General features: G+C 44.0%; 17 protein-coding genes. 10 read left to right on the top strand and 7 right to left on the bottom strand.

Features of this window, described 5'->3' with window-relative positions; translation table 11 throughout:
• Nucleotides 1–16 precede the first annotated feature (16 nt).
• Nucleotides 17–3,511 carry a hybrid sensor histidine kinase/response regulator gene (locus CXF82_RS04430; protein ID WP_102043732.1) on the bottom strand — a complete coding sequence of 1,165 codons (3,495 nt, stop codon included), beginning with the start codon at nucleotides 3,509–3,511 and terminating at the stop codon, nucleotides 17–19.
• Nucleotides 3,512–3,778: 267 nt separating this feature from the next.
• Between CXF82_RS04430 and CXF82_RS04425 the strand changes: the two genes are divergently transcribed.
• From CXF82_RS04425 to CXF82_RS04390, 8 genes are all read left to right on the top strand, one after another.
• Nucleotides 3,779–4,819: a DcaP family trimeric outer membrane transporter gene (locus CXF82_RS04425; protein ID WP_102043731.1), complete on the top strand. Its 1,041-nt coding sequence runs from the start codon at nucleotides 3,779–3,781 to the stop codon at nucleotides 4,817–4,819.
• Nucleotides 4,820–4,980: 161 nt separating this feature from the next.
• Nucleotides 4,981–5,778, top strand: coding sequence for an ABC transporter ATP-binding protein (locus CXF82_RS04420; protein WP_101092877.1), 798 nt, complete (start codon nucleotides 4,981–4,983; stop codon nucleotides 5,776–5,778).
• The gene (locus CXF82_RS04415) at nucleotides 5,778–7,742 is read left to right on the top strand and encodes a long-chain fatty acid--CoA ligase (protein WP_102043730.1); all 1,965 of its coding nucleotides are present in this window, start codon (nucleotides 5,778–5,780) and stop codon (nucleotides 7,740–7,742) included. The genes CXF82_RS04420 and CXF82_RS04415 overlap by 1 nt, the downstream gene beginning before the upstream one ends.
• The gene (locus CXF82_RS04410) at nucleotides 7,739–8,632 is read left to right on the top strand and encodes a branched-chain amino acid ABC transporter permease (RefSeq protein ID WP_101092767.1); all 894 of its coding nucleotides are present in this window, start codon (nucleotides 7,739–7,741) and stop codon (nucleotides 8,630–8,632) included. The genes CXF82_RS04415 and CXF82_RS04410 overlap by 4 nt, the downstream gene beginning before the upstream one ends.
• Nucleotides 8,633–8,664: 32 nt before the next feature.
• A complete protein-coding gene (locus CXF82_RS04405) occupies nucleotides 8,665–9,738 on the top strand; it encodes a branched-chain amino acid ABC transporter permease (RefSeq protein WP_101092769.1) in 1,074 nt (357 codons plus the stop codon).
• Nucleotides 9,739–9,808: 70 nt separating this feature from the next.
• Entirely contained in the window at nucleotides 9,809–11,095 is a 1,287-nt protein-coding gene (locus CXF82_RS04400; RefSeq protein ID WP_257982728.1) for an ABC transporter substrate-binding protein, read from the top strand.
• 85 nt (nucleotides 11,096–11,180) lie between these two features.
• Entirely contained in the window at nucleotides 11,181–11,999 is an 819-nt protein-coding gene (locus tag CXF82_RS04395; protein WP_102039362.1) for an ABC transporter ATP-binding protein, read from the top strand.
• Between the two features lie 15 nt (nucleotides 12,000–12,014).
• Nucleotides 12,015–13,241, top strand: a complete 1,227-nt coding sequence (locus tag CXF82_RS04390) for a phenylacetate--CoA ligase family protein (protein ID WP_102043729.1) — start codon at nucleotides 12,015–12,017, stop codon at nucleotides 13,239–13,241.
• Nucleotides 13,242–13,375: 134 nt separating this feature from the next.
• Here the strand turns inward: CXF82_RS04390 and CXF82_RS04385 are convergent, their stop codons facing one another.
• Nucleotides 13,376–15,088, bottom strand: coding sequence for a proline--tRNA ligase (locus tag CXF82_RS04385; protein WP_102043728.1), 1,713 nt, complete (start codon nucleotides 15,086–15,088; stop codon nucleotides 13,376–13,378).
• A gap of 572 nt (nucleotides 15,089–15,660) precedes the next feature.
• Between CXF82_RS04385 and CXF82_RS04380 the strand changes: the two genes are divergently transcribed.
• Nucleotides 15,661–16,011, top strand: a complete 351-nt coding sequence (locus CXF82_RS04380) for a DUF805 domain-containing protein (RefSeq protein ID WP_101092779.1) — start codon at nucleotides 15,661–15,663, stop codon at nucleotides 16,009–16,011.
• Between the two features lie 579 nt (nucleotides 16,012–16,590).
• Nucleotides 16,591–18,420, top strand: coding sequence for a phosphoethanolamine transferase (locus CXF82_RS04375; protein WP_257982727.1), 1,830 nt, complete (start codon nucleotides 16,591–16,593; stop codon nucleotides 18,418–18,420).
• Nucleotides 18,421–18,460: 40 nt separating this feature from the next.
• Here the strand turns inward: CXF82_RS04375 and CXF82_RS04370 are convergent, their stop codons facing one another.
• From CXF82_RS04370 to CXF82_RS04350, 5 genes are all read right to left on the bottom strand, one after another.
• Nucleotides 18,461–19,105 carry an acyltransferase gene (locus CXF82_RS04370; RefSeq protein WP_102043727.1) on the bottom strand — a complete coding sequence of 215 codons (645 nt, stop codon included), beginning with the start codon at nucleotides 19,103–19,105 and terminating at the stop codon, nucleotides 18,461–18,463.
• Between the two features lie 2 nt (nucleotides 19,106–19,107).
• Nucleotides 19,108–19,833: a tRNA (N6-threonylcarbamoyladenosine(37)-N6)-methyltransferase TrmO gene (tsaA, locus tag CXF82_RS04365; protein WP_101092783.1), complete on the bottom strand. Its 726-nt coding sequence runs from the start codon at nucleotides 19,831–19,833 to the stop codon at nucleotides 19,108–19,110.
• A 25-nt stretch (nucleotides 19,834–19,858) separates the two neighbouring features.
• Nucleotides 19,859–20,242, bottom strand: a complete 384-nt coding sequence (rcsF, locus tag CXF82_RS04360; protein WP_101092785.1) for an Rcs stress response system protein RcsF — start codon at nucleotides 20,240–20,242, stop codon at nucleotides 19,859–19,861.
• 142 nt (nucleotides 20,243–20,384) lie between these two features.
• Nucleotides 20,385–21,761 (bottom strand): amidohydrolase family protein, encoded by a 1,377-nt coding sequence (locus CXF82_RS04355; protein WP_257982726.1) that lies wholly within the window; start codon nucleotides 21,759–21,761, stop codon nucleotides 20,385–20,387.
• On the bottom strand, nucleotides 21,761–24,805 hold the full coding sequence (locus CXF82_RS04350) for an amidohydrolase family protein (RefSeq protein ID WP_102043726.1): 3,045 nt from the start codon (nucleotides 24,803–24,805) through the stop codon (nucleotides 21,761–21,763). The genes CXF82_RS04355 and CXF82_RS04350 overlap by 1 nt, the downstream gene beginning before the upstream one ends.
• Nucleotides 24,806–24,860: the final 55 nt, after the last annotated feature.

The following is a 24,860-nucleotide window of genomic DNA, read 5'->3' as shown; positions in this document are numbered from 1 at the left end:
GCATACCTATGTCGGCTTAATTGTCTTCTTCGCTGCTGTAATGAGTGGTTGCGGATGCTGCATAGTTTGTCCGTAAGCTTGTTGCTAACGTGGCACTCATCACTGCACGCAGAGCGATAGGTTTAATTATCTTGCGTAGATAACCATAGCCTTGCTCCTTGGCTCTATTGACCACAGCTTCATCAATCGTCGCTGTGATCAAAATAGCGGCAATAGGTAAGCCTGATTGATGTTGCAACTCGACCATTAAATCTAACCCATTTTGATTATCTTCAAGCTGATAGTCCATCAATACAATGTCAATTTTATGAGCGTGTTTTGAAAATTGTGCTTTTGCTTGTAGCGCTGATGCCGCTTGATAAACGTGGCATTTCCAACCTTGGAGTAACTCCACCATCCCCGCTAATACATTAGGGTCATTATCGACACACAGTACATGAACGCCATTAAGAGTAAGGATATCTGCAGGGGCTTTAACGATGGACTCTGCTTTTGCTAAAACGGTTTTTAACTGAAGACTGAATATGCTACCGCGATTAACTGTCGAAGACAGTGCTAATTGATGCGATAGCAAAGAGGCTAAACCCTGCGCAATATTTAGACCTAAGCCGAGACCATTAACACCTTCATGTCCTGAGTGCTGCAATCGAGTAAATTGTTCAAAAATGACCGCTTGTTTTTCTGCAGGGATCCCCGGCCCATCATCAACGACTTGAATCGAGATACAGTCTCCGATGCGTCGATATCCAAGCAAAATTTTACCTTTACCCGCATACCGAAATGCATTGCTGATGAGGTTCTGCAAAATACGCCTAAGCAGCACCTTGTCACTGCTGACCCAAATCTGGGTGTTAATATGCTTGAATTTTACATCTTCCGTTGCGGCAATAGCACCAAACTCATCGACGAGCGAATCGATCACCTCTTGCAAGGCAAACTCGGTAATTTCGGGGACTATGATGCCACTTTCTATACGGGAAATTTCGTTTAAGTCCAGCAGCAGCTCATTGGCAACCTGTAATGAGTTGTCGATATAACCCATTTGTTGTTTTTGTTTATTCGACAGTTGACCATTCTGAACAAACGCAGAGGAAAATAATCTTGCGGCTGATAATGGTTGCAGTAGATCGTGACTACACGCCTTGAGGTATTGGCTTTTCTTTTGGTGTGCTTGTTCAACCTTTTGCAGTGCGACTGCTAGCTCTTGATTAGAATGCTCAAGACTAAGATTTGCTTGCTCCAGTTTTTTGGTGCGTTCATAGACCCGGGCTTCAAGATCTAAGTTCTTTTCTTTTAGTAATTTCTCCGCTTCTCGATACATGGTGATATCGGAAAATATCATCACAAAGCCGCCGTCAGGTATCGGGTTACCTTCAATCCTGATGGTTTTACCATCGGGTTGTAGTCGCTCTGTACTGTGGCGGCTCCCTTGACGTAGATAAGCTAAACGACGTTCAACTTGCTGCGTTAAATCATGCTTAAAATGCTGGCCATGACTCAGGTTATATTTAATAAGCTGTTTGACTGGACAGCCGATATAGACGAGATCCTCTGGATAATTAAAGAGCTTTAAATAGTGCTGATTCCAAGCGACTAAGTTGAGCTCTCTGTCTATCACAGAGATCCCTTCACTGGCATTTTCTATTGCGCTGTGCAGCACTGAGCGACTAAATTCTGTGCGGTGACTAGAGGCCTCTTCAACTAGTTGTGCCACATCTTCAATCGCGATTCCGCGACCATTGAGAGCACAGGAGATCACCAAGCGCGCAGAGGCCGATCCCATGACACTGGCGAGCATATTTTCGGTATAGAAGATCAGTGTTTGGTTGTGAGCCGCTTTATCAATTACAGGCTGCTCTTGGCTTGAGTAAAAAGCTTGAAAACCATGGGCGGCTTTATCTTTACCGACAAAGCGGGCGACCAATAACTCTAACTCCGTTGGGTTGATATACTTAGGGACTGCGGATTGCAGCTTACCCAGATCTGGTCGTTCAATAAAGTGAGCGATTTGCATCTGCTCATGAACACTTTGTCGAGTAAACGAAGAAACTATCCATATCATAATGATATTGACAAATAGCCCCACCAACGTGGCCATTGTCGTCATGGAGTATTCACTTGCCGCAAAAGGATGGTTGTAGAGGCCCAGTTGTGGCAATAGATTGAGTGTTAACCAGAGTGAAAAACCACTGATGATGCCTGCAAGTACACCAATAAGGGTCACTCTGCGCCATAAAAAGGCAGCGAAGAGGGCTGGGCCAATCTGTGCGATAGCACCAAATGCAACCTCCCCCAATGATGCTAGCGTATCGGGTGGTGCTAGCAGAAACATGCCATAACTTAAAAATATTACTAATAGAATTAATCCTTTGCGAATGTTAAGCAAGTGGGATCTAAATTTATTAAAATCGGTACTCTGTATATTACTTACTTTAAAAAGTGTCGGAAAAACCACCTCATTACTCAGCATGGTGCTCAACGCAATGGTTGAGATGATAACCATAGAACTTGCTGCTGATATTGCCCCTAGAAAACTAAATAATCCGAGCCATGCTTGGCCACTAAAGGCGGGGAGAAACAATACATAAGCATCACTTTGCAGCGAGTCACCATAGAGGATATTGCCCGCTTGGCCTAACGGAGTGGCAAAGAAAGCAAACACTAAGATATAGAGTGGAAACGTCCAGCGGCTCCAAATGGCATGTTTTTGCTCTTTGAGTTCAACAATCAATACTTGGAATTGTCGCGGAAGACACAGAAAAGCTGACATAACGATAAAGAGTAACCCAAACATCGACACCATATTGGGGTAGGTAAACTCAGTTGATACCGGCGAAGCCTCATTGGCTTGACGCCAAATGTCCAGCGGTGAATCAAATAGAAAGAAAGACACGAAAATACCGATGGTGAGATAGGCGATTAACTTGACGAAAGATTCAAAGGCGATAGCCAGCATCATTCCGGGGTGACGCTCGGTGACATCAATGGCCCTAACGCCAAATATAATGGTAAACCCCGCCAGAATTAAGCTAACAACCAGGCCGAGTTGCCAAGACGATAATAGGTGATCTTGTCTTAAAATTTCATAGGAGTTCACAATCGCTTTTAGCTGTAAGGCGATATAGGGCAAGGTGCCAAATAGGGCGACAAAGGTGACAACTATCGCTAACAGTTGCGACTTACCAAATCGTGCCGCTAATAGATCCGCGATAGAGGTAATATTTAATTTGAGACACACTCTGATAATGCGCTGAATGAAAGGCCAAGCGAACATAAACAGTAAAATGGGAGCGATATAAACCGGTAGATATGAGAACGAATTACTCGCGGCTTGACCCGCAGTGCCAAGAAAGCCCCAGGAGGTACAATAGACACCAAGAGAGAGTGAATAAATGATGGTATGTTGCTGCTTAAAAAGTTTTTCTCGGTACCTATCGCCCAGAAATGCCATCAAAAAAAGCAAACCAATATAGCTAATACTAATCGTAACCAATAGCCAATTAGGAAACATGCTGTAGCCACACCTTCTTATTGGGAAATGTTAGCTTTATAGCTATTTAATCCCTTAATTGTTATGGGAATTAACATATCATATTTTGACTCTATTAGGTCGGCAAAGACTATCGACTTAAGTCTTAATCTATCGGTATTAATCCCCACGGGTTAATCCGCCCGTATTACAGCTAACGTATTAAGACTCCTGCACTAATACCATTTCACAATTGAGCAAACCCTTTTATTTCTTCATCTTAAGTGCAGACATTAAAGGGGATAAAAGATGCTTATTTCAAAAATAAAAAAAATTACGTTAGCCGGTTCACTGTGTTTATTGGCGGGTTCTGCCGCAGCAAGTTATGAATTTGACGTCGGTGACGATGGCAAATTAACCTTCGGTGGCTACATCAAAGTTGATGCTCGTTATGTCAGTGGTGATGTTGCTTATCGTGACTTTTGGATTGGTACCGGTGCCCCACTTGAAGAGAGTGCATCTCAATTTCGCATCTTTGCCAACGAAACACGTTTTAACACCAAATATGTTCATGGCGACGTGATGGGCTTTATTGAAATGGACTTTCTCGGTGGTGGTGGTAATCAGGTGGTATCTAACTCCGCAAACCCAAGAATACGTCACGCATTTATTAAATATGAAGGGATAACAGCGGGCCAGACTTGGACCACCTTTATGAACACCAGTGCCATTCCTGAGTCTGCCGATTTTGCCGGTGCAACTGTGGGCCTAGCCTTTATTCGTCAAGGGCAGATCCGTTACGACATTGGTAATTTCCAATTTTCTATAGAAAACCCAGAAAGCGTTGGTGGCGATACCACTAATGATGATCTACCCGATGTCGTTGCGCGTTATAACCTTAAAGGTGATTGGGGGGACATCTCGATATCGGCCCTCGGCCGCAGTCTCAATACCGACTTAGGAAATAGTGAAACAGCCCTCGGTGGCTCTATCGCCGGGCGGATCAAAACATTCGGTAAAGATGACCTGCGTTTTCAATTCCATCAAGGTGAAGTTGGTCGTTATGTAGGTATTGGTGTTGCCAGAGATTTAGTCGGAGAAGAGGTTGAAAATACCACCTCTTATTTGGCGGCATACCGCCATTACTGGACCGATACCTTAAGAAGTACTGCGCTATATGGCCGTGTTGAAACTGACATAGGCAATGCGGAGCGCAGTCAGTGGAGCGTCAATTTATTCCAAAACTTGACTCCTCATTTGGCCATTGGTTTTGAAGTCGGTAATTTTGAAATTGGCGACCAAGATGTCGACTCTGACTACGCTCAGCTTTCATTCCGCTACGCACTTTAACCTTTGATGGCAGTTGAGATAACGTTTCTGCCGTCGTTTTTTTGCATAGCATCGCTTGTAAATCCCGTGATTGGTTACCCATGACAGTCGTTTAACGCTAATGCTCAACCTGGTTTGAGCATAGCGAAAAAGCGATATCTGCAGTTTAAAGGAGTATGGGTGTGACAGATAAAATATTAAAAGTTGATCAAATCTCTCTGGCGTTTGGTGGTGTTAAAGCATTAACCGACGTTAGCTTCGAAGTTGAGAAAGGGGCTGTATTCTCAATTATTGGTCCTAATGGTGCTGGCAAGACCTCAATGCTTAACTGCATCTCAGGTCGATACCGTCCTTATCAGGGCAGCATTCAATTTGATCACCAAGAAGTGACCCATTTACGCCCAAATGATCGCGCCGATTTGGGAATAGGCCGTACCTTTCAAAATCTCGCGCTATTTGGCCATATGTCGGTACTCGATAACATTATGGTTGGCCGACATCACCAGATGAAAAATAACTGGTTAACCGGGCCACTTTATTGGGCTTCACCCGCTCAAAAAGAGGAACTCAAACATCGCCGTCAAGTGGAAGAAATAATTGATTTTCTTGATATCTCCCACGTGCGTAAATCCGTTGCTGGAACCTTGTCTTATGGCCTGCGCAAGCGCGTCGAATTAGCTCGTGCAATAGCGCTTAATCCCAAGCTTATTTTATTAGACGAGCCCATGGCGGGCATGAACCTAGAAGAGAAAGAGGATATGGCGCGCTATATCTTGGATCTCAACGAGGAGTTCGGCATTACCGTTGTGATGATTGAGCATGACATGGGGGTGGTTATGGATATTTCACATCAAGTGATGGTACTCGACTTTGGTAAGAAACTCGTGAGTGGTTTACCCGATGAAGTGATGGCTAATGAGCACGTTAGACAGGCTTATTTAGGCTTAGATGATAACGAGCAATTACAAGAGGTGGGCTAATGAAAACGGACAATAAATCATCGGCAAATCGCTTCGATATGGGGGACATGGATACCTTTCCAAAGATATTACGCCATAACGCCACTTTGTGGGGTGATGATATTGCCATGCGCGAGAAAGAGTTTGGTATTTGGAGCGAATTTAGCTGGCTCGATTATCACAACCGCGTGAAGTGGCTGTCACTGACCATTCGCCATTTAGGTATTGAAGCTGAAGCGACGATTGCGTTACTCGGTGATAACAGACCTGAATGGGTATGGGGAGAAGTTGCAGCCCATGCACTGAGTTGTTATTCGCTTGGGATCTATCAAGACTCAATGCATGAAGAGGTGGCATACCTACTTAATCGCAGCAATGCGCAAGTCGTGATCGCTGAAGATGAAGAGCAATGCGACAAATTACTTGAGCTTGGCGATCAAATTCCGACGGTAAAACATATTGTTTATTGCGACCCAAGAGGCATGCGCAAATATAACGACCCACGATTAATCAGCATCGAAGACATATATAAGACAGGGCGAAAGCTAGATAAGCAAAACCCACAAGGTTACGACAAGCTAGTCGATGCAGGGAAACCTGAGAATATCGCTATTTATTGCACCACTTCAGGTACCACTTCAAAGCCCAAAATAGTATTGCTGCAAGGCAGTAAGTTTATCGAGCATTGCTGCTCATATTTACGCGCTGACCCTAGAAAACCAGGTGATAACTATGTGTCGGTACTGCCACTGCCTTGGATCATGGAGCAGGTTTATGCGGTTGGGCAGGCGTTAATTGCACGACAAATCGTTAATTTTGTCGAAGAGCAGGAAACCATGATGGCAGATCTACGCGAGATAGGTCCCAGCTTTGTGCTGCTAGCACCGCGAGTTTGGGAAGGGATCTTAGCCGACGTTCAAGCGCGGATGATGGATTCCACTCCGCTGAAAAAGAAGCTATTTGAATTTGCGCTCAAACGCGCCGAAGCAGCACTGGCTAAGGGGAAGCGCTCGACCTTCGCTGATCTTATTTTAATGAAAGCATTGCGCGATAGATTAGGCTTCTCATTTCTAAAGTCTGCGGCAACGGGTGGCGCAGCAATGGGACCCGATACCTTTAAATTCTTCCAGAGTATTGGCGTGCCACTGCGCCAGCTATATGGCCAAACTGAGATGTGCGGTGCATATACCATTCATCATCAGGATGATGTTGATTATGACAGCGTAGGCGTAGCATTCGATACCGCGCAATTGCAGGTGATCAATACCGATAGCGAAGGTGTGGGTGAAGTTATCGCCAAGACGGTGGGTATGTTCAATGGCTATTTGGGCGACCAAGCCGCCTATGACGAAGATGTTAAAGAGGGTTGGATGCACACCGGAGACGCTGGTTATTTCAAACCTTCTGGGCATTTGGTGGTGATTGACCGGATCAAAGATTTGGCCAAAACCAGTCAAGGGATCCAGTACTCCCCGCAATACATTGAAAACAAATTAAAATTCTCTTCATTTATCGGTGAAGCGGTCATTCTTGGTAAAGACAAACCCTTCCTTTCTGCCATCTTGTGTATCCGATTTAGCATCGTTTCAAAATGGGCAGAACAGCAAGGGCTGGCATTTACCAACTATACCAATTTATCGAGTTTACCTGAGGTGTATGAGCAGCTCACTAAAGAGATTGAAATTGTTAACCAGTCGCTGCCAGATGCACAAAAAATCAATAAATTCATATTACTGTATAAAGAACTTGATGCCGATGATGGCGAACTTACTCGTACTCGTAAAGTTCGTCGTGGCGTTATTGCTGAAAAATACGCTGACATTATCGAGTCCATCTATAGCGATAAGTCCCATGTCGATATTGATACTGTGATTACCTTCCAAGATGGCAGTAAATCTCGTATTCAAACGCAGCTAAAGGTAGCTACCGTTATTGAAGCTGATGCGACGTTAGACACTGATCTTTCTCAAAGGAGAGCCTCATGAATTTTGAACTGTTACTGCAGCTAATCATCAATGGACTGATTGTCGGTTTGTTATACGGTGTGGTGGGGATGTGTTTTGTGCTGGTGTATAAATCGACGCAGATAGTTAACTTCGCTCAAGGCGAGTTCTTGCTGATAGGGGCGTGGGTATGTTGGGCATTATTAGTCTATTTGGAACTGCCTTTCTTTTTAGGCTTTTTCCTCACGCTCTGCTTTATGGGGGTGTTCGGTGTGTTTTTGCAGATGATTGTCCTGCGTCCGATGATTGGTGAACCTATTATCTCGGTGATCATGGTGACCATAGGTTTATCCATCTTCTTCCAGTCGCTAACTAAGTGGATCTTTGGTGTGTCACCACAGAGTTATCCAAAAGTTTTTGATACCCAATCTATTGCTATATTTGGGCTTAATGTCGAGCTGGCTTACCTAATGAGTACCGTGATTGCACTCATTATCATGGTCAGTTTTTTCTTGTTTTTTAAATATTCTAAGCACGGTTTAGCCATGCGGGCTACGGCGTTTGACCAGCAAGTGGCCCAGAGCTTAGGTATATCCGTTAAACAAGTCTTTGCCATGAGTTGGGGAATAGCAGCCACGGTGTCTGCTACCGCAGGTGTTGTGATCGGCATGGTCAACGGTGTCTCAGATTCACTCTCCTCTATTGGTATCAAAGTATTTCCAGCCGTCATCTTGGGCGGCCTCGATTCGATTGTTGGGGCCATTGTGGGGGGGATCATGATTGGCGTACTTGAGAACGTGGCCGAGTTTTTCGACAGTCAGTATCTGCATATCGGCAATATGTATGACATTGCTCCATTTTATGTGCTGTTGATCATTCTCTGGTTTAAACCCTACGGCCTGTTTGGTACCCGTAATATCGAGCGCATTTAAGTTATGTTTATCAGATTTTTTAAGGAGTTTTTATGTCTAGCTTAGCGATGCGACCGTGTGGTGATTTCCGCACAAGCTATAAAGCCGACAATACAATATTTGAAACCAAAACCGTTCGGCTGCTGATGATTGCAGTCATCGCCATTGCCTGTGGTGCCCCCTTGGTGCTTGATGGTTACTTTTTAACCCTGTTTATCCAAATATCTTATCTTGGTATTGCGGCGTTAGGGCTCAATATACTGGTCGGTTTTACCGGACAGATCTCACTGGGCCATGGCGCATTTTTTGGCTTTGGTGCATTTGCCTCAGCCTGGTTAAATACCAGTTTTCAAATCCCAGTGGTGCTTTGTATCCCTTTAGCGGGCTTTCTGACCATGGCCGTTGGCATGATGTTTGGTATGCCAGCTGCGCGGATTAAGGGGCTGTATTTGGCGATAGCCACCTTAGCGGCTCAGTTTATCATTGAAGACTTTTTTGCTCGAGCAGATTGGTTCTCTGGCGGTTCTTCAGGCTCGATGGCTGCACCGGTCAATCTGTTTGGGTTTGAGTTTGATACCGATCAGAGCTTTTTCTACATCGCACTATTTGCCTTGGTGTTTATGTACACCTGGGGCTGCAATCTGATGCGTAGCCGAGACGGGCGCGCTTTTGTTGCGGTACGTGATCACTACCTTTCAGCCGAAATAATGGGGGTTAAGCTCAACAAGTATCGCTTGTTATCTTTTGGGATCTCCTCATTTTATGCTGGTATTGGCGGCGCATTATACGGGCACTACTTGGGCTATGTCTCCGCAGAGGGCTTCACTATCTTAATGTCGATTCAGTTTCTAGCCATGGTGATTATTGGTGGGCTGGGCTCGATTAAGGGCACATTAATGGGCGTGGTGTTTATGGTGTTACTGCCTGAAGTGCTTGAAACCATGGTCAGTCTGATGAAGTACACCGACTGGGGCAATATTCCCATGGTGACCGACGGCTTAGCGTATATCAAAGAGATGGCGATTGGATTGGTCATCATTCTGTTTTTGATTTTCGAACCAGAGGGGCTTGCTCATCGCTGGGCGCAGATTAAGAACTATTGGAAATTTTACCCGTTTGCTTACTGATTTTTTTCGAGCTGTAACAGCAGCGGTATACAGCTTTCAACTTTGACTGAACATTTGAAGGATCATAACTATGCATAACCATACTAATAATAACGGATTGAATAAAGTGAAATACTTAAAGTGGGCGCTGGGCTCAAGCCTTGCTTGTTTAGCCACAACAGCCAGTGGTTTAGCGCACGCAGAAGAGACTATTTTTGTTGGCCACTTAGCTGATATGTCAGGTCCTACCGCGTTTGTGGGTAAGCCCTATGCCGACGGAGTGCGAGATTCACTCGCTTATATTAATGCCCATGGCGGTATTGATGGCACCAAGCTTGAGTATGAAACCATTGATTACGGCTACAAAGTGCCTCAAGCGATAGCCTCTTATAAAAAGTGGCAATCACGTAAAAATATGGTGGCCATGCAAGGCTGGGGCACCGCAGATACCGAGGCGCTGATCTCTTTTGCAGCGAAAGATAAAACCCCTATTTTTTCTGCATCCTATTCTGGCCACTTAACTGATCCTCAGGGCAAGAATCCCAACACTAAAAAGCCAGCACCTTATAACTTTTTCTATGGTGCATCTTACTCAGATTCTTGTCGTGGACTAGTGCAGTGGGCTGCCGATGACTGGAAAGCTAAAGGCGGTGAAGGTAAGCCTAAGTTTACTCATATTGGCGCTAACCATCCATTTCCTAACGCCCCCAAAGCGGCCTGCGCTGAATATGCAACAGAATTAGGTTTTGATGTTCAGCCTTCGGTGGTTATTTCAATGAAACCGGGTGACTTTAAGGCCCAGTGTTTAAGCCTTAAAAGCTCTCAAACAAACTATGGCTATATCGGTAACTTAGGCGGTTCAGTGCAATCACTGATTAAGTCATGTAACACCGTAGGCACCGATATTCAGTTTATGTCGAATATCTGGGGCGGCGACAAATTAGTCTTTAAAGCGGCGGGAGAGGGCGTTAAAAACTATATATTCCCCACTATGACGCCATTTTGGACTGATGATGTACCGGGAATGAAACTGGTACGCGAGATTTCAAAGATGTCTGACAGTGAGGGGAATAAAGAACGGCTACATCACTATATCCGCGGTGTGTGCTCAGTTTACTTTATGAAAGAGTCTATGGAGTGGGCTAAAGCCAACGGTGGTGTCACGGGTGAGAATATCAAAAAGGGCATGTATGTGCGTAAAAACTGGGTACCTAAAGGGCTCGAAGGGGTGTGTTTACCCGCGACATGGACCCCTGAGGATCACCGTGGTATTAACCAAGTTAACATCTATAAAGGCAACTTTAATGGTGGCGATATACAAGTTGAAAAAGTAGATCAGATAACGCTAGAACGCCGTGTTGACTGGTTAGGATACTAAGCCTGAACCGATCGTGAAGTTCGTTTATTTGCCTAGCAAGTCAGTATTTTCTTGCTAGGCAATAACATTGAAAGTTGGAGTTGTTATGACACAAGCTGTGCAGTTAAAGCCTGAAAGTCCTCTTTTATCGATTAATAACATTGAAGTGGTTTATGACGATGTTATTCAAGTACTACGTGGCGTTAGCATCGATGTTCCTCAAGGTGAAATTGTGACCCTATTAGGGCCTAACGGTGCGGGAAAATCGACAACCTTGAAAGCGATTTCTGGCCTACTCAAGACCGAAAATGGTGAAGTATCACGCGGTGATATCCATTTTATGGGTGAGCGTATTGATGTCAAAAATGCTGAGGATGTTGTTCGTTCCGGACTTTTCCAAGTGATGGAAGGGCGCCGGATCATCGAGGACATGAGTGTTATTGAAAATCTAAAACTTGGCGCATATACCCGTAAAGATAGTCAGGTGAATCAAGATATAGACATGGTGTATAACTATTTCCCTCGTCTTAAAGAGCGCACTGGGTTAGCGGGATATTTGTCTGGCGGTGAACAGCAAATGCTAGCAATTGGGCGCGCATTAATGGCACGACCTAAGATGATCTGTTTAGACGAACCGTCTATGGGGTTGTCACCGTTACTGGTTAAAGAGGTTTTTGGCATTATTGAAAAGATTAACCGTGACCAAGGGATCACCATGTTGCTGGTGGAGCAAAATGCTAACTATGCGCTAAAGGCGGCAAATTATGGCTACATCATGGAGTCAGGAAAAATAGTGCTAGATGGATCCAATGAGCAGCTATTGAATAATGAAGATGTGAAAGAGTTTTATCTTGGTGGCGGCAAAGAAAAGCGTAAGAGTTTTAAAAACTTGAAATCTTATAAGCGCCGTAAACGCTGGTTGTAATAAGGAGCGATACCCATGTCATTTTTTAGTGCACAAGAACAACAAGCTGCGACGCTAAGAGAAGCGACGTTAATGTCTCGCTTGAGCGATTTTTTATGTTTTGCTCAGGAGTCATCTGATTATTATCACCGCGTGTTAGCTAATATCGACCTAAGCCAAATCAACTCTCGCTCAGCACTGGCTGCGCTGCCGATCACTCGAAAGTCAGATTTGATTAAGCTTCAAGCGGCAAATATGCCGTTTGCGGGTATGGTACCGAATATGAGTGGCGTGGGGAGGGTCTTTCAGTCGCCAGGGCCAATCTATGAGCCGGAAGCCGATGGCCACGATTGGTGGCGCATGGGGCAAGCATTTTTTGCTGCAGGGTTTAGGGCGGGTGATTTGGTACAAAACTGTTTGTCTTATCATCTTACACCCGGTGGGTTTATTATGGACTCTGGTGCTAAAGCCTGCGGTTGTAGTGTGATCCCCGCAGGCCCTGGGCAGACCGAAATGCAGCTCGATATCATTCATAATTTACAACCTAACAGTTACTGCGGCACGCCTTCATTTCTTAAAATATTGCTAGATAAAGCTAAGCTTCAGCAGCAAGGACCATTGCCTTTTAGTAAAGCGTTAGTGACTGGGGAGGCGCTGACTCCCGCGCTTAAAGCCGTTTTTGACGAGGCTGATATTGAGGTTAAACAGGCGTATGCCACCGCTGATATTGGCTTAATTGCCTTTGAGAGTGTTGCTGATGCGGGTTTAGTCGTGGCTGAAGATATTATTTTGGAAATTGTCAGGCCGGGCAGTTTAGCGGCAGTCAAACGAGGTGAAGTGGGAGAGGTGGTGATCACCAGTTTTAACCCAAACTATCCATTAATTCGTTTTGCGACTGGCGATCTAAGTGCGCAGTTAGACAGCCCAAGTGACTGTGGCCGCACCAATATGCGGATCAAGGGCTGGCTTGGGCGCGCCGACCAAACCACTAAAGTCAAAGGCTTGTTTATACATCCTGAGCAGGTTGAACGAGTCCGGCTTTATCATAGTGCCATCAAGCGTGTGAGACTGGTGGTCTGCAGTGAAAATGACAATGACAAGATGTGCCTGCTGTGCGAAGTGGATGATAATGTACGGCTTAACATTGACATTGTGGCGATTCAACAATCGATTCGCGCGGTGACACAACTCTCTAGCGACGTTAGCTTAGTCGCTATAGGCAGTATGCTGGACGACGGTATTGTGATTGAAGATCAACGTTAATGGTTTGAAGGCACTGCAGAAACAAAAACGCCGATGAATCATCATCGGCGTTCTACTGTCGCTAGTTTAGCTATTTCAAATTGAGGTAGCTAAATGAACATAAGCTAAATTACCCTAACTTAATGAGAGAAAGCTTAAGCTTGTTGCGCTTTTAAGAACTCAACAATTTGCTCGAATGGCACTTCTTGCTTCTCACCAGTACGACGATTTTTATACTCGAATACACCGTTATCAATGTTACGGTCGCCGATAACAACCACATTTGGCAAGCCAATCAGTTCCATATCAGCAAACATCACACCCGCACGCTCTTTACGGTCATCAAACAAGACTTCTATACCTGCGTCGGTTAAGTCTTGATAAAGCTTTTCAGCGCTATCTTTAACACGGTGAGATTTGTGCATGTTCATTGGTAAAATACCGACGGAGAACGGTGCAATAGCTTCTGGCCAAATAATACCGCGATCATCGTGGTTTTGCTCAATAGCTGCTGCAACCATGCGGCTCACGCCAACACCGTAACAACCCATTAGTAAGGTCTTAGACTTACCATTGTGGTCGAGTACGTTAGCGTGCATCGCTTCAGAGTAGTTGTTGCCCAACTGGAAGATATGGCCGACTTCGATACCACGAAGCAGGGCAATAGTGCCTTTACCACATGGGCTAGGTTCACCTTCGATGATATTACGCAGATCAAATGCTGGTGCCTCTGGTAGATCACGTTCCCAGTTGATACCAAAGTAATGCTTATTATCTTGGTTAGCACCGGCGCCAAAGTCACTCATTACTGCGACGCTGTGGTCGATAAATACTGGAATATTAAGACCTACAGGCCCAATAGAACCAGGACCTGCGCCAATCGCTTTACGGATATCAGCTTCATCGGCAAATTCAAATGGAGCCAGTACCGCATCAATCTTTTCAGCTTTGACTTCGTTTAAATCATGATCGCCACGAACAACAACCGCCACTAACGGCGCTTCTTCTGTTGCGCCTTTAACGATAAGTGTTTTAACTGTTTTCTCAATCGCAATGCCGTGTTGTTCAACGAGCTCGGTAATGGTTTTAGCATTCGGAGTGTCTACAAGCGTCATCTCATTGGTGGCTACTTGACGAGTGTCTGTTGGTATTGGTGTTTCACATTTTTCAACGTTGGCTGCGTAATCGCTCTCAGTTGAGTATGCGATTAAGTCTTCACCACTATTAGCCAAAACATGGAACTCATGTGATGTGCTGCCACCGATGGCGCCAGTGTCAGCCATTACAGGGCGGAAAGCTAAGCCTAAGCGGGTCAAAATGTTGCTATACGCTTGGAACATAGACTCATAAGTCTCGTCCATGGTTTCTTGATCTAAATGGAAAGAATAAGCGTCTTTCATCAAGAATTCGCGTGAACGCATCACACCAAAGCGTGGACGAACTTCGTCACGGAATTTAGTCTGAATTTGGAACAAGTTCAGGGGCAGTTGCTTGTAAGAGTTAACCTCTTTACGCACGATATCAGTGATCACTTCTTCGTGAGTTGGGCCCAAAACGAAGTCACGGTTATGACGGTCTTGGAAGCGCAGTAGCTCGGGGCCAAACTTTTCTAAGCGACCAGATTCAACCCAAAGATCCGCAGGTTGAACCATAGGCATAAGGATCTCAACCGAACCGGCCTTGTTCATCTCTTCGCGAACGATAGCTTCAATTTTACGCAGTACACGTAAACCTGTCGGCAACCAGCTGTATAAGCCTGATGCATTACGACGGACCATGCCCGCACGTAACATTAACTGGTGACTAACTACTTCTGCATTAGCCGGTGTTTCTTTTTGAGTTGATAGCAGGTACTTGCTTACGCGCATTACCGAGTGTCCGAAATTGAGTTGAATGGGCGCCATTTTATCACTTGTTGAAGTGATGTCACCTACCCATTTCGACATTCGTTAAAATTGTTGAGTTTCACTAATAATACAGTCGATAAACGCAAATGTTTTAACTGAAATAAGCTTTAATATTAGAGATATATAGCATGTGTCACATTTGCTGTGATGAGTACAGTATTGACACAGTGTTAGCGTGAAAATTTTTTTAACTGTAATGGTATTAAATAATATCCAAAGACAGGCTTGATTATTTAGTTTAAGAGCTTGTTAATTAACGTGATTTAATTTAACGTATTTGTAATCTCTAGAGTGAGCATTTGTGGCGTCAGCGTTGTTGCTGATTAAAGTGGAATTAGGCATTTTATTTTTTGCTTATCACCATTAATGGCAGTTCGCGGCAATTCAAGTGTTTTAAAACGGGTGTTGTGGACTGCAAAGAGTCTTACCGTGACCCGTTTGGATGGCTTTGGTCGTTTTATGAGATATTGTGATATACGTATTTGCTCAATATTGAGTGTAGAAATTTATAACAACAAGGAAAGTCCACAATAATGGATTATTTTATTGGAGCTTTAAAGAAGTACGCAGATTTTTCAGGGCGCGCAAGACGAACTGAATTCTGGATGTTTATTTTGTTTTATATGATTTTTAGTTTCCTACTGGGTATTATTGACTCTTTACTGGGTCTTGGCGTGCTAACATTTATCTTCTCGCTTGGATTACTCATCCCTTCGCTAAGTATCGGCGCGAGGCGACTTCATGATACTGGCAGAAGTGGCTGGTGGCAGTTGATTGGGATTATTCCTCTGATTGGTCTTATCGTATTGATAGTTTTCTATGTACAAGACAGTCACGATGAAAACAGCTACGGTGATAACCCTAAAGGTGTTGCTGCAAGCTAAGCGATAGCATTACTGTTTATCTCGTTTTAAAGGCCGAGTTCAGCAATGACTTGGCCTTTTTTTCTCATAAGAATAATGGAATGTTCATTTAAAAATAGAACAAAGTCATCGTCAAAATATTTTAAATCGAATTTATATTGAACCTATAAAGCTTGCTATCAGACTTGCTGCTTTTCTGCTTTTCTGCTTTTCTGCTTTTCTGCTTTTCTGCTTTTCTGCTTTTAGTGTTTAGTCTGGACAAGTTAAACAATACCTTTATTTTGCGGCTTTCATGATTTAAATCGATATCACTCTCTGGTTGGGCATTTTTAATATAGGGGAGAATGATTGAGCATGGGTTAAAAATTAATGAACAACGTAGATTATTTTTTGGTTAACTTACAAAGGGGAGTGAGTCGGCTCATTTGGTGAACTTGACTTATAAGTGTTGCTGAATTTATTCAACAACCTAGCTTAAATTACAAGATCTAAATAGCTTTGAACTGGTCAGGTATTTATTGAATTGATAAAAACAGCTGCTAGTTAAAGTCTTTGCCTAGCTGGATGCTGGACTGAAATCAGCTCCACTCATCATACTCTTTGGACCATGGTATTTTACCAGAGCGATTACCATTCTGCGCTTACATCTGCTTACTTGCGGGTTACACTTGGTTACACTACAGAATTGAGCTCAGTGATAGCCTAGCCTCTTTAGCCATTACGGTGTTTTATTTCTGTATGAAGAGTCGAGAAGAACATATTAATCCTTTGTATTATTTACTGAGTAATATTAGCGTTAATCAGCTGGTTTGTATTACTGCATTATATTTTACCTTAGTATTTAACTTTCCATTTTTAAAAGAAGTTTGGGCTGTTGTAACAGCGCTGCCTGAATATAATCTCGGTTTCTTATATAGCATACCTCTACTGGTTTTTTGTCTATGCATACAGGTTATCAATCTGCTTAGCTTAGGCGGTCATCGATACTTGTTAAAGCCAGTGCTTATTACGTTGCTACTGCTATCTTCATTAGCGTTTTATAGCAGGCAAACTTATGGTGTAGTGTTTGATTACGGTATGGTACAAAACTCATTGCAGAGCCATAGCTCAGAAGCCATGATGTACCTCAATCAGTATTCGGTGCTGTTCTTCTTGCTGAGTGGGTTATTACCAGCCATTTTGATTGCTCGTAGTGACGTCCATTATTTGTCGATGGGTAGAAATGTGGCCCATAGTGTAAAGCTGAGCCTCATCAGTCTCGTTACTATAGTGATGATTGCTTACTTGTATTATCCCAATTACGCCTCTGTTGGGCGCAATAATAAATTTCTGCAGAAGTCCTCTATCCCCTTTCAATATCTAGTCGCAACAGGTAAATATGCACGCGACCATTATTTTTCGACCCCACTTGAATTTAAGTTACTAGATAGTGAGCCAAAACTGCATAATCAACATGCTGGAGCTAAGCGGGTTCTTGTGATGCTAGTGGGCGAAACGGCGAGGGCAGATCACTTTTCACATAATGGTTATTCAAAACAAACTAACCCGTACACTCAAGTGCAACCGGTGACCTCATTCAAAAACATGTATTCCTGTGGTACTGCAACTGCGGTGTCAATTCCCTGTATGTTTTCTGCATTAAGCCGAGAGGAATACGATCACAATAAAGCGAACTCACAGCAAAATTTACTCGACTTAGTCTTACTGGCTGGAGTTGATGTGTTGTGGGTGGATAATAATGGCTGTAAAGGGGTATGTGAGCGAGTACCAACAGTGACCATCGACGTTAAATCAGACTCGCCACTGTGTGATGGTGATTACTGTTTCGATGAAGCATTACTGGCTCCACTAGAGAATAAATTGCAAAATCTAACGGCTAATACTACTTTGATAGTGTTGCATATGATGGGGTCTCATGGTCCTACTTATTATAAGCGTTATCCTGATAATCAACGTATATTTAAAGATGATTGCCCACGCAGTGATATCCAAAATTGCAGTACAGCGACGTTAATTAATACTTACGATAATACCATCGCTTATACCGATTGGGTGATCTCAAAGGTGATAGATAAGCTAAGTGGATTACCGATTAACACTGAATCGGCAATGTTATATGTCTCTGATCATGGTGAGTCGCTTGGTGAAAACGGGGCATATTTACATGGTTTTCCTTATGCATTGGCACCGGAATCGCAAAAACATGTACCCTTGTTAACTTGGTTTGCCGAGCCAATGAAAGTTGATACTAAGTGTCTAACAAAAAACGCAGAGCAAAATGAGTTTAGCCACGATAATATCTTTCATAGCATGTTAGGTCTATTGCAGGTCAGCTCTAGTGTGTATCTGGAGTCACTTGATCTATTTTCATCCTGCAAGGGAAAGAGCATGATGAGAGTTGCAACTGGAGATTCGGCAATTAAGCAATAATTGCCGAGCTGGAATGCTCTGAAAAGCGAGTGCCAACGGCTTAGTTTTTGTCTCGTCTATCTCCAATCACTCTTGCTGGATTACCTGCCACAATGGCGTACTGGGCAACATCTTTAGTTACAACTGCGCCCATACCAATGACAGCGTGATTACCTATAGTGACACCATCAACAATGCCTGCTTGAGCCCCTATCCACACATCATTACCAATCACTACGCCTTTGGAGTTTGAGGCTTGTTGATAAATGGGGGTGTCGGGCGCCATACCGTGATTAAAGGCATAGATAGTGACATTGTTAGCGATACGAGTTTGGTTGCCGATGGTGATACCATGACGGCCGCCATCGAATGAGCAACCGTGATTGATAGCCACTTCATCACCCAAGGTTATTGGACCATGTAAAAAGCTGTCGGCGGCAATCATGCATTGCTTACCCATTTCGATATTGCGGCCAGGTTCGGCAAACAGGTTTGCCTCTGGCGCAATAAAGCAGTTATCAGCTATCGAGATTGTTTCTACGGCGCAAAAATGTGCTTGCACCTCATCTTGCCAAGGTTTAGCCCATAAAAGGTGTTTCTCTTTTAACGAGAAATACAGCCACGGCATATAAGACAGGCGTTTCTTATGTTGTGTTCGATAATCTGGTTTATCAACTGAGTTAGTGGTGGCTAAAAGGCTGCTCATGCTTACAGTCCCACTTGAGAGGGGCGTAACGCTAGCACTTCTATACTATCGTCGATTACTTTCCATAAGATATCTAAATCATATAGCGCGACTTGATACAACTTAGGATCGGCTTTGGCCTTCTTATACGCTGGGCGAGGGTCTTGTGCTAATACGCCTTCAATAAGCTCTGCTAGGCGCGGATATGCGGGATTTTGCTGATATTGCTCAAGTTGTTGTTGGGCTGTTTCGCAAAATGTCACACTTGCCAACTTTGGTGCTTCTTGGGCTATGCCGCCGTGTGCGTCATCAATCGCATCAGAGAAGGGAATATAGGGTTTTATATCGACAATAGGGGTGCCATCGAGCAAGTCCATGCCTGAGATCTCAAGTCTGACTTTACCATTGTCAGTATGTACAGCATGCAGCTTCACCACCGATTGACCGATGCCATTTGGCCTAAAGGTTGATCGCGTGGCAAATACTCCCAGCTTTTCATTACCGCCCAATCTTGGCGGACGAACGGTGGTTTTCCAGCCCTGAGCTAAGTTCTCATGAAAACAAAACAGCAACCACACATGAGAGTACTGCTCTAGCCCTCTAACGGCATCAACTTGATTAAAAGGGGCGGCAAGTTCAACAAAACCACGTGCTGCGGACACTAAGCCTGGTTGGCGTGGAATGCCAAATTTTTGTTTATAAGGCGTTCGGCAATACGCGACAGCTTGGATTTGGTTAGTAAAGGACATTGGTTACTCTTAGTTTGAGGCGCGGCTATTTTGGGACGCTGGTGGTGGTAATTGCTTGGCCAACACAAAGAGCACTGGTGACACAATTTTGTGTCGATGCTTCGATTAATAGGCAATTTTTAATGATCAAACCATTAGCGTGTTTATCGGCAGCTGCGCGGCGAGCTAATGTGCGCGCTTCAGCGATAGACGCGGGGGCATCATTTTTACCCATTTGGCAGGTTTCACCTTCAACTAGCCCTTTAATTTCATATGGGCCTCTAGGTTGAACACTTCCTTCATAGACGGTGACATCAGAGGCTTTAAAATAGTCATTAATCGCATCACTATCGAGGTTACTGTTGAAGGCATATTCACCCGCACAAGCGCTGAGTAAAAGGATGAGAGATGCAGGAAGTAGGTATTTCATAATGATTGCCTGTTATATGAGTTGCTGGGGCCAGTGAAAGGCATTGATATAAAAGCCTAACATTAAAAATGGTGTTCAAAAAAGTGCCCATAAAGAGCACTTTTCTATCGAACTATCTTGCTAGCGCTATAAGTTTGAAATTCTAGCGCTTTAGGTACTTTTGATAAAGCTGTTGATGACGATTATTTAAATCAATTTTACGACCATCAATGTACACCGACTCTATTGCGGCTTGCATTGGATCTAATATGTCGCCAGTGGCGAGAATAATATTGGCCTTAAACCCGGGAGCAATCGCGCCCATGTCATCGATACCGAGTATTTTTGCGGCATCAAGTGTGATGCTTTGTAGCGCTTCTGACTTGGTTAATCCATAAGCAACAGTCTGGCCTGCTGCAAAAGGTAAGTTACGGCTGTTCCAGTCAGATGAGAAACCAAGTGCGAATGGAATATTGGCTTGCTTAAGCAGCGCAGGGATCTTAAAGGCAAGATCAATCGGCTCATCCTTACGCTTAGGCAAACTTAAGGTCTGGGTGTAAATAACCGAGGCATTAACCTCACTTAACGCATCCGCTAATCGCCACGCATCATATCCGCCAACGATCACTATCTTAAAGCCATAGATTTTACTTAATGCAATCGCTTCCTCTATTTGCTTTTGTGACTGAGCATGGACAAACAACTGTGCATTACCCTCAAAAAGAGGTGTTAATGCTTGCCAGCGTAGGTCAGTTTTAACAATCTTTCCCGCTTTCAGCGCCAGTTGATAACGGTGAGCATCGCTAAAGGCACTGTGCACCTTGTCGACACGCTTACTGAGATCATCTAGCTGCTCTTGACGCTTGTCAGCATCAGATGAGAGCCAACGAATATGTGGCCAATAGAGGTGGAACTGTTTATTGGTGTCTACCAACGCATCTTCGATAGTCCAGCTATCCATAGAAACAAGTGCTGACTGACCAGCAAGCCCATCACCTTGTGGTACAATTTGAGCGTGTGTAATACCGTTAACCCGAACGGTGGGGATGATCTCCGAGTCGGGATTAAACGCCGTTATCGCTTCAAGTTGTGGGTTGATAAAGCCAACTTCATAAGCATCGTTACTTGGGCGCATCATCTCAATTTCAATTAGCCCCATAGTGGTATCAAGCGCAATAAGACCGGGATAGATGTGCTTATTAGTCGCATCAATAACAACCGCATTGGCGGCTAAAGCCGCCGTTGCTGACGACGCTTTGCCTGCTTCAGTTGCTGCCTCCGTTGTATTTGTGGTCTCTATTGCTGCTGGCGTAGCCAGTTTTTGACCTACCGCCACAATTTTTCCGTCGGCGACAAGTACGTCTGTGTGCTCGAGTGAGCCATGAATAACCGAATGAACGGTGGCATTAGTAAAAAGCATCGCGCCACTTTCCTTTGGGGCAGGAAGCATATCGTGGGCATAAACCGCGCTGCTAAGGATACACGCGCTGACAACACTAAGCAGTGAATAAGCGTGTTTAGTGGATTGAGTAAACATCATTACAGTGTTCCTTGTGCAGTTTGTTGCCAAGCATTGAAATGGGTATCGCAGTGCCATTCTGGTTCTGTTTGCTCAGTACTGGGTTCACCCTGTTTGTGGGCGTCATCGCTAAGCAATACTTTTTGAATTAAGGCGGCGCGCTCTTTTTCAACTGCAATTTGAGCCAGTTTATCTTGCTCACGGCTAAAGTAACGACGGCCTTCAATCCAAGTTGATTCCACTTTGGCGTAAACCGACAACGGTGAATCGCTCCAAAGTACGATATCAGCTTGCTTACCTTCGACGAGTGAACCGACTTTTTCATCAATGCCAAGCTGTATTGCAGGATTAATGGTGACCATTTTCCAGGCATCTTCTGCTGCCATACCGCAATACATCATCGATTTAGCGGCTTCTTGGTTAAGTCGACGCTGCATCTCATAATCATCAGAGTTGATGCTAGTGAGTACGCCTTTGTTTTGCATTAAACAGGTATTTTGTGGAATGGCGTCATAAACCTCAAATTTATAAGCCCACCAATCAGAAAAGGTCGATGCATAAGCGCCATGTTTAGCCATTTCGTCAGCGACTTTGTAGCCTTCAAGAATATGAGTGAAGGTACCGACTTTAAAATTGTAAGCTTCAGCGAGCCTGATAAACATCAAGATCTCAGATTGCACATAAGAGTGAATATGTACGCTACGCTTCTGCTCTAGCACTTCCGCTATAGCTTCTAAGCGGTAGTTGTATTGCGGCGCAACAGTACGTCTGCGCTCGCTAGATCGCATATTTTTATAATCTTTTTGTGCTTTTCGGTAGGCTAAAGCTTCGTTAAAGGCTTCACTAAAGAGTGATTTAACCCCGATGCGGCTTTGTGGGAAGCGACGATTAAATTTATCTCCCCAGTTACTCTGCTTTACGTTTTCACCTAAAGCGAACTTAATACTGGCTGGGGCACCGGCAAATTTTAGCTGGTCAGCGTTATCGCCCCACTTAAGTTGAATAACCTGTGCTTGGCCACCAATAGGGTTGGCGCTACCGTGTAAAATTTGTGCTGTGGTCACGCCGCCAGCAAGACCACGGTAGATGGCTATATCGTCGGGGTTGATGACATCGCCAATCCTCACTTCAGAGGTGATAGCATCGGTGCCTTCATTGGTGCCGCCATTAAGCGCAATATGCGAGTGCTCATCAATGATCCCTGCCGTTAAGTGCATACCGGTGGCATCAATCACTTGGTAACCCGACGGTGTACGCAGTTGACTGCCTATCTCCTCGATACGGCCTTTGGAGATAATTAAGTCGGTATTTTGTAGCACACCGCTTTTATCGGATGTCCAAATCGTGGCATTCTTTATATGAAGTTTGTCTTGAATTGGCTGTTGTTGTAGACCGTAAGCTACATTAGGTGATGTTTGCTTGGCTATTTGACTCAGCGCAGTTTGTTGCTCTTTTTGCGGTTCTGCGTCATCGATAACGGGCTCAAGTTTGCTTCCACCAAAGGGGATAGTTTGGCCATGACTGTCCAGTAGGCGACCACGCAGACCTGCTTCATCAAACCACAATGTAAAGCGGCTAATACCACTTATTCCGGCGTCAGTTAAATCTGCGCTGAAAGTCATTCTACCTTGATTAAAGTTAACATCGCCGAGGGTTATTTCTTTTTCGCCGCTTGATAACGTGCCGCTAAAACTGGGATCTTGTCCAATGTTAAGATCAAAGGTGAGTTCGTTGATTTGCAATTGGTAAGGCTGAGCAAGCATGGCAAGATCACGATTGATAAGTTGACGCTCTTCACCTTGTAACCAGATACTGGTTATTTTACCATTTTCAAATACGTTGCCATTACTAATCACCAAGTCCGCCATGAACCCGGGTTTTAATTGCCCCACCATATTGCTAATGCCCGCAATTTCAGCCGCTTCTGTTGTGAGTGCTGCAAGGGCGGTTTCTTCATCTAAGCCGCGCTCTATTGCTTTTTTTAGTCGTGGCCAGAACGTGTCTGACTCAATCCCATACTGCGTTAATGCAAAAGGCACATCCGCTTTTGCAACTATCGCAAGGTTACTTGGTGCGCTTTCCCAATGTCTTAATGCCGCTAAACTGACATCTCGCGAGCTGTCACTGTCACCGATTGTCGGAGCGGCTGGGTAATTTAACGGCAGCACCAAACTATATGGATAAGATTTTAGTTCATCAATTCTGGCATATTCATGACCATTACCAAGTAGGCTACCTTTTACATTTTGTTCATTTAATAACCTGGCCGCTCTTATTTGACTATTTAGATTTTTGGTCTGAAATATAAAGCTTTGTTCTTCAAGACCCGCCAGACGCTCTAATGCAATGTTAAACTCAATGTTGTTAGTGGTATTGGAACTCTTACCTATATTGTCGTTATACCAACGAGCATCTGAAAACGTTTGTCTAATAAGGGCCATACTTCCCATTAATGACTGAGGGTAGTCTTGAATAGAGGTTCCCTTATCAAATGCCATAAATTGGTTTGTTTTAGCCTTGTATATAATATCGTTTGCTTTTTTGTCTGCTAAAGATAAGCTGACTCCACGGCCTCTAAAAATGCCATCTAAATAGCTAGATTGGACACTTGTAAAGCCATTGTTAATCCATTTCCCCGCTTGCTCTTTATCTGGATACACATAATTGAACCATTCTTTTTCTGAATGAATCGCGCCATTCTCTGCGTTACCCCCAATGCGTTTTATTTCATAAACCGGATCACTGCTATCTCCACTTTCTGCTTCATACTCGATGGCATATTCAGTAAATGGGTCAATGAAACCTGGATAGATAATATGACCTGCTAAGTTAATTTCGAGCGCACCTTCGGGAATGTCATTATCTTTGATAATCGACTTGATTCGATTATTTTCAATTAATAGTGTGGCATCTTTCAGTATTTCACCGGGTTTAAGCATAAGGGTTGCATGACTTAATGCGGTGATTTTTGGTGTGTTATCGGTCAATTGGTCATTGGCTAGTGCGCCATGACTGGTTAACGCACTAAGTAGAGCGACAAGGGCTTTTATTTTATGATTATGCATTATCGTACTTATGTTTGTTAGAAGAGTAGGGGGGAAGTGTGAGAATACCTTAACT

It is taken from the genome of Shewanella sp. GutDb-MelDb (assembly GCF_002836075.1).
In the GTDB taxonomy this organism is placed as follows: Bacteria; Pseudomonadota; Gammaproteobacteria; order Enterobacterales; family Shewanellaceae; genus Shewanella.
Note: the sequence above shows the minus strand (reverse complement) of the source record. Positions and strands in the feature narration are given on the sequence as shown.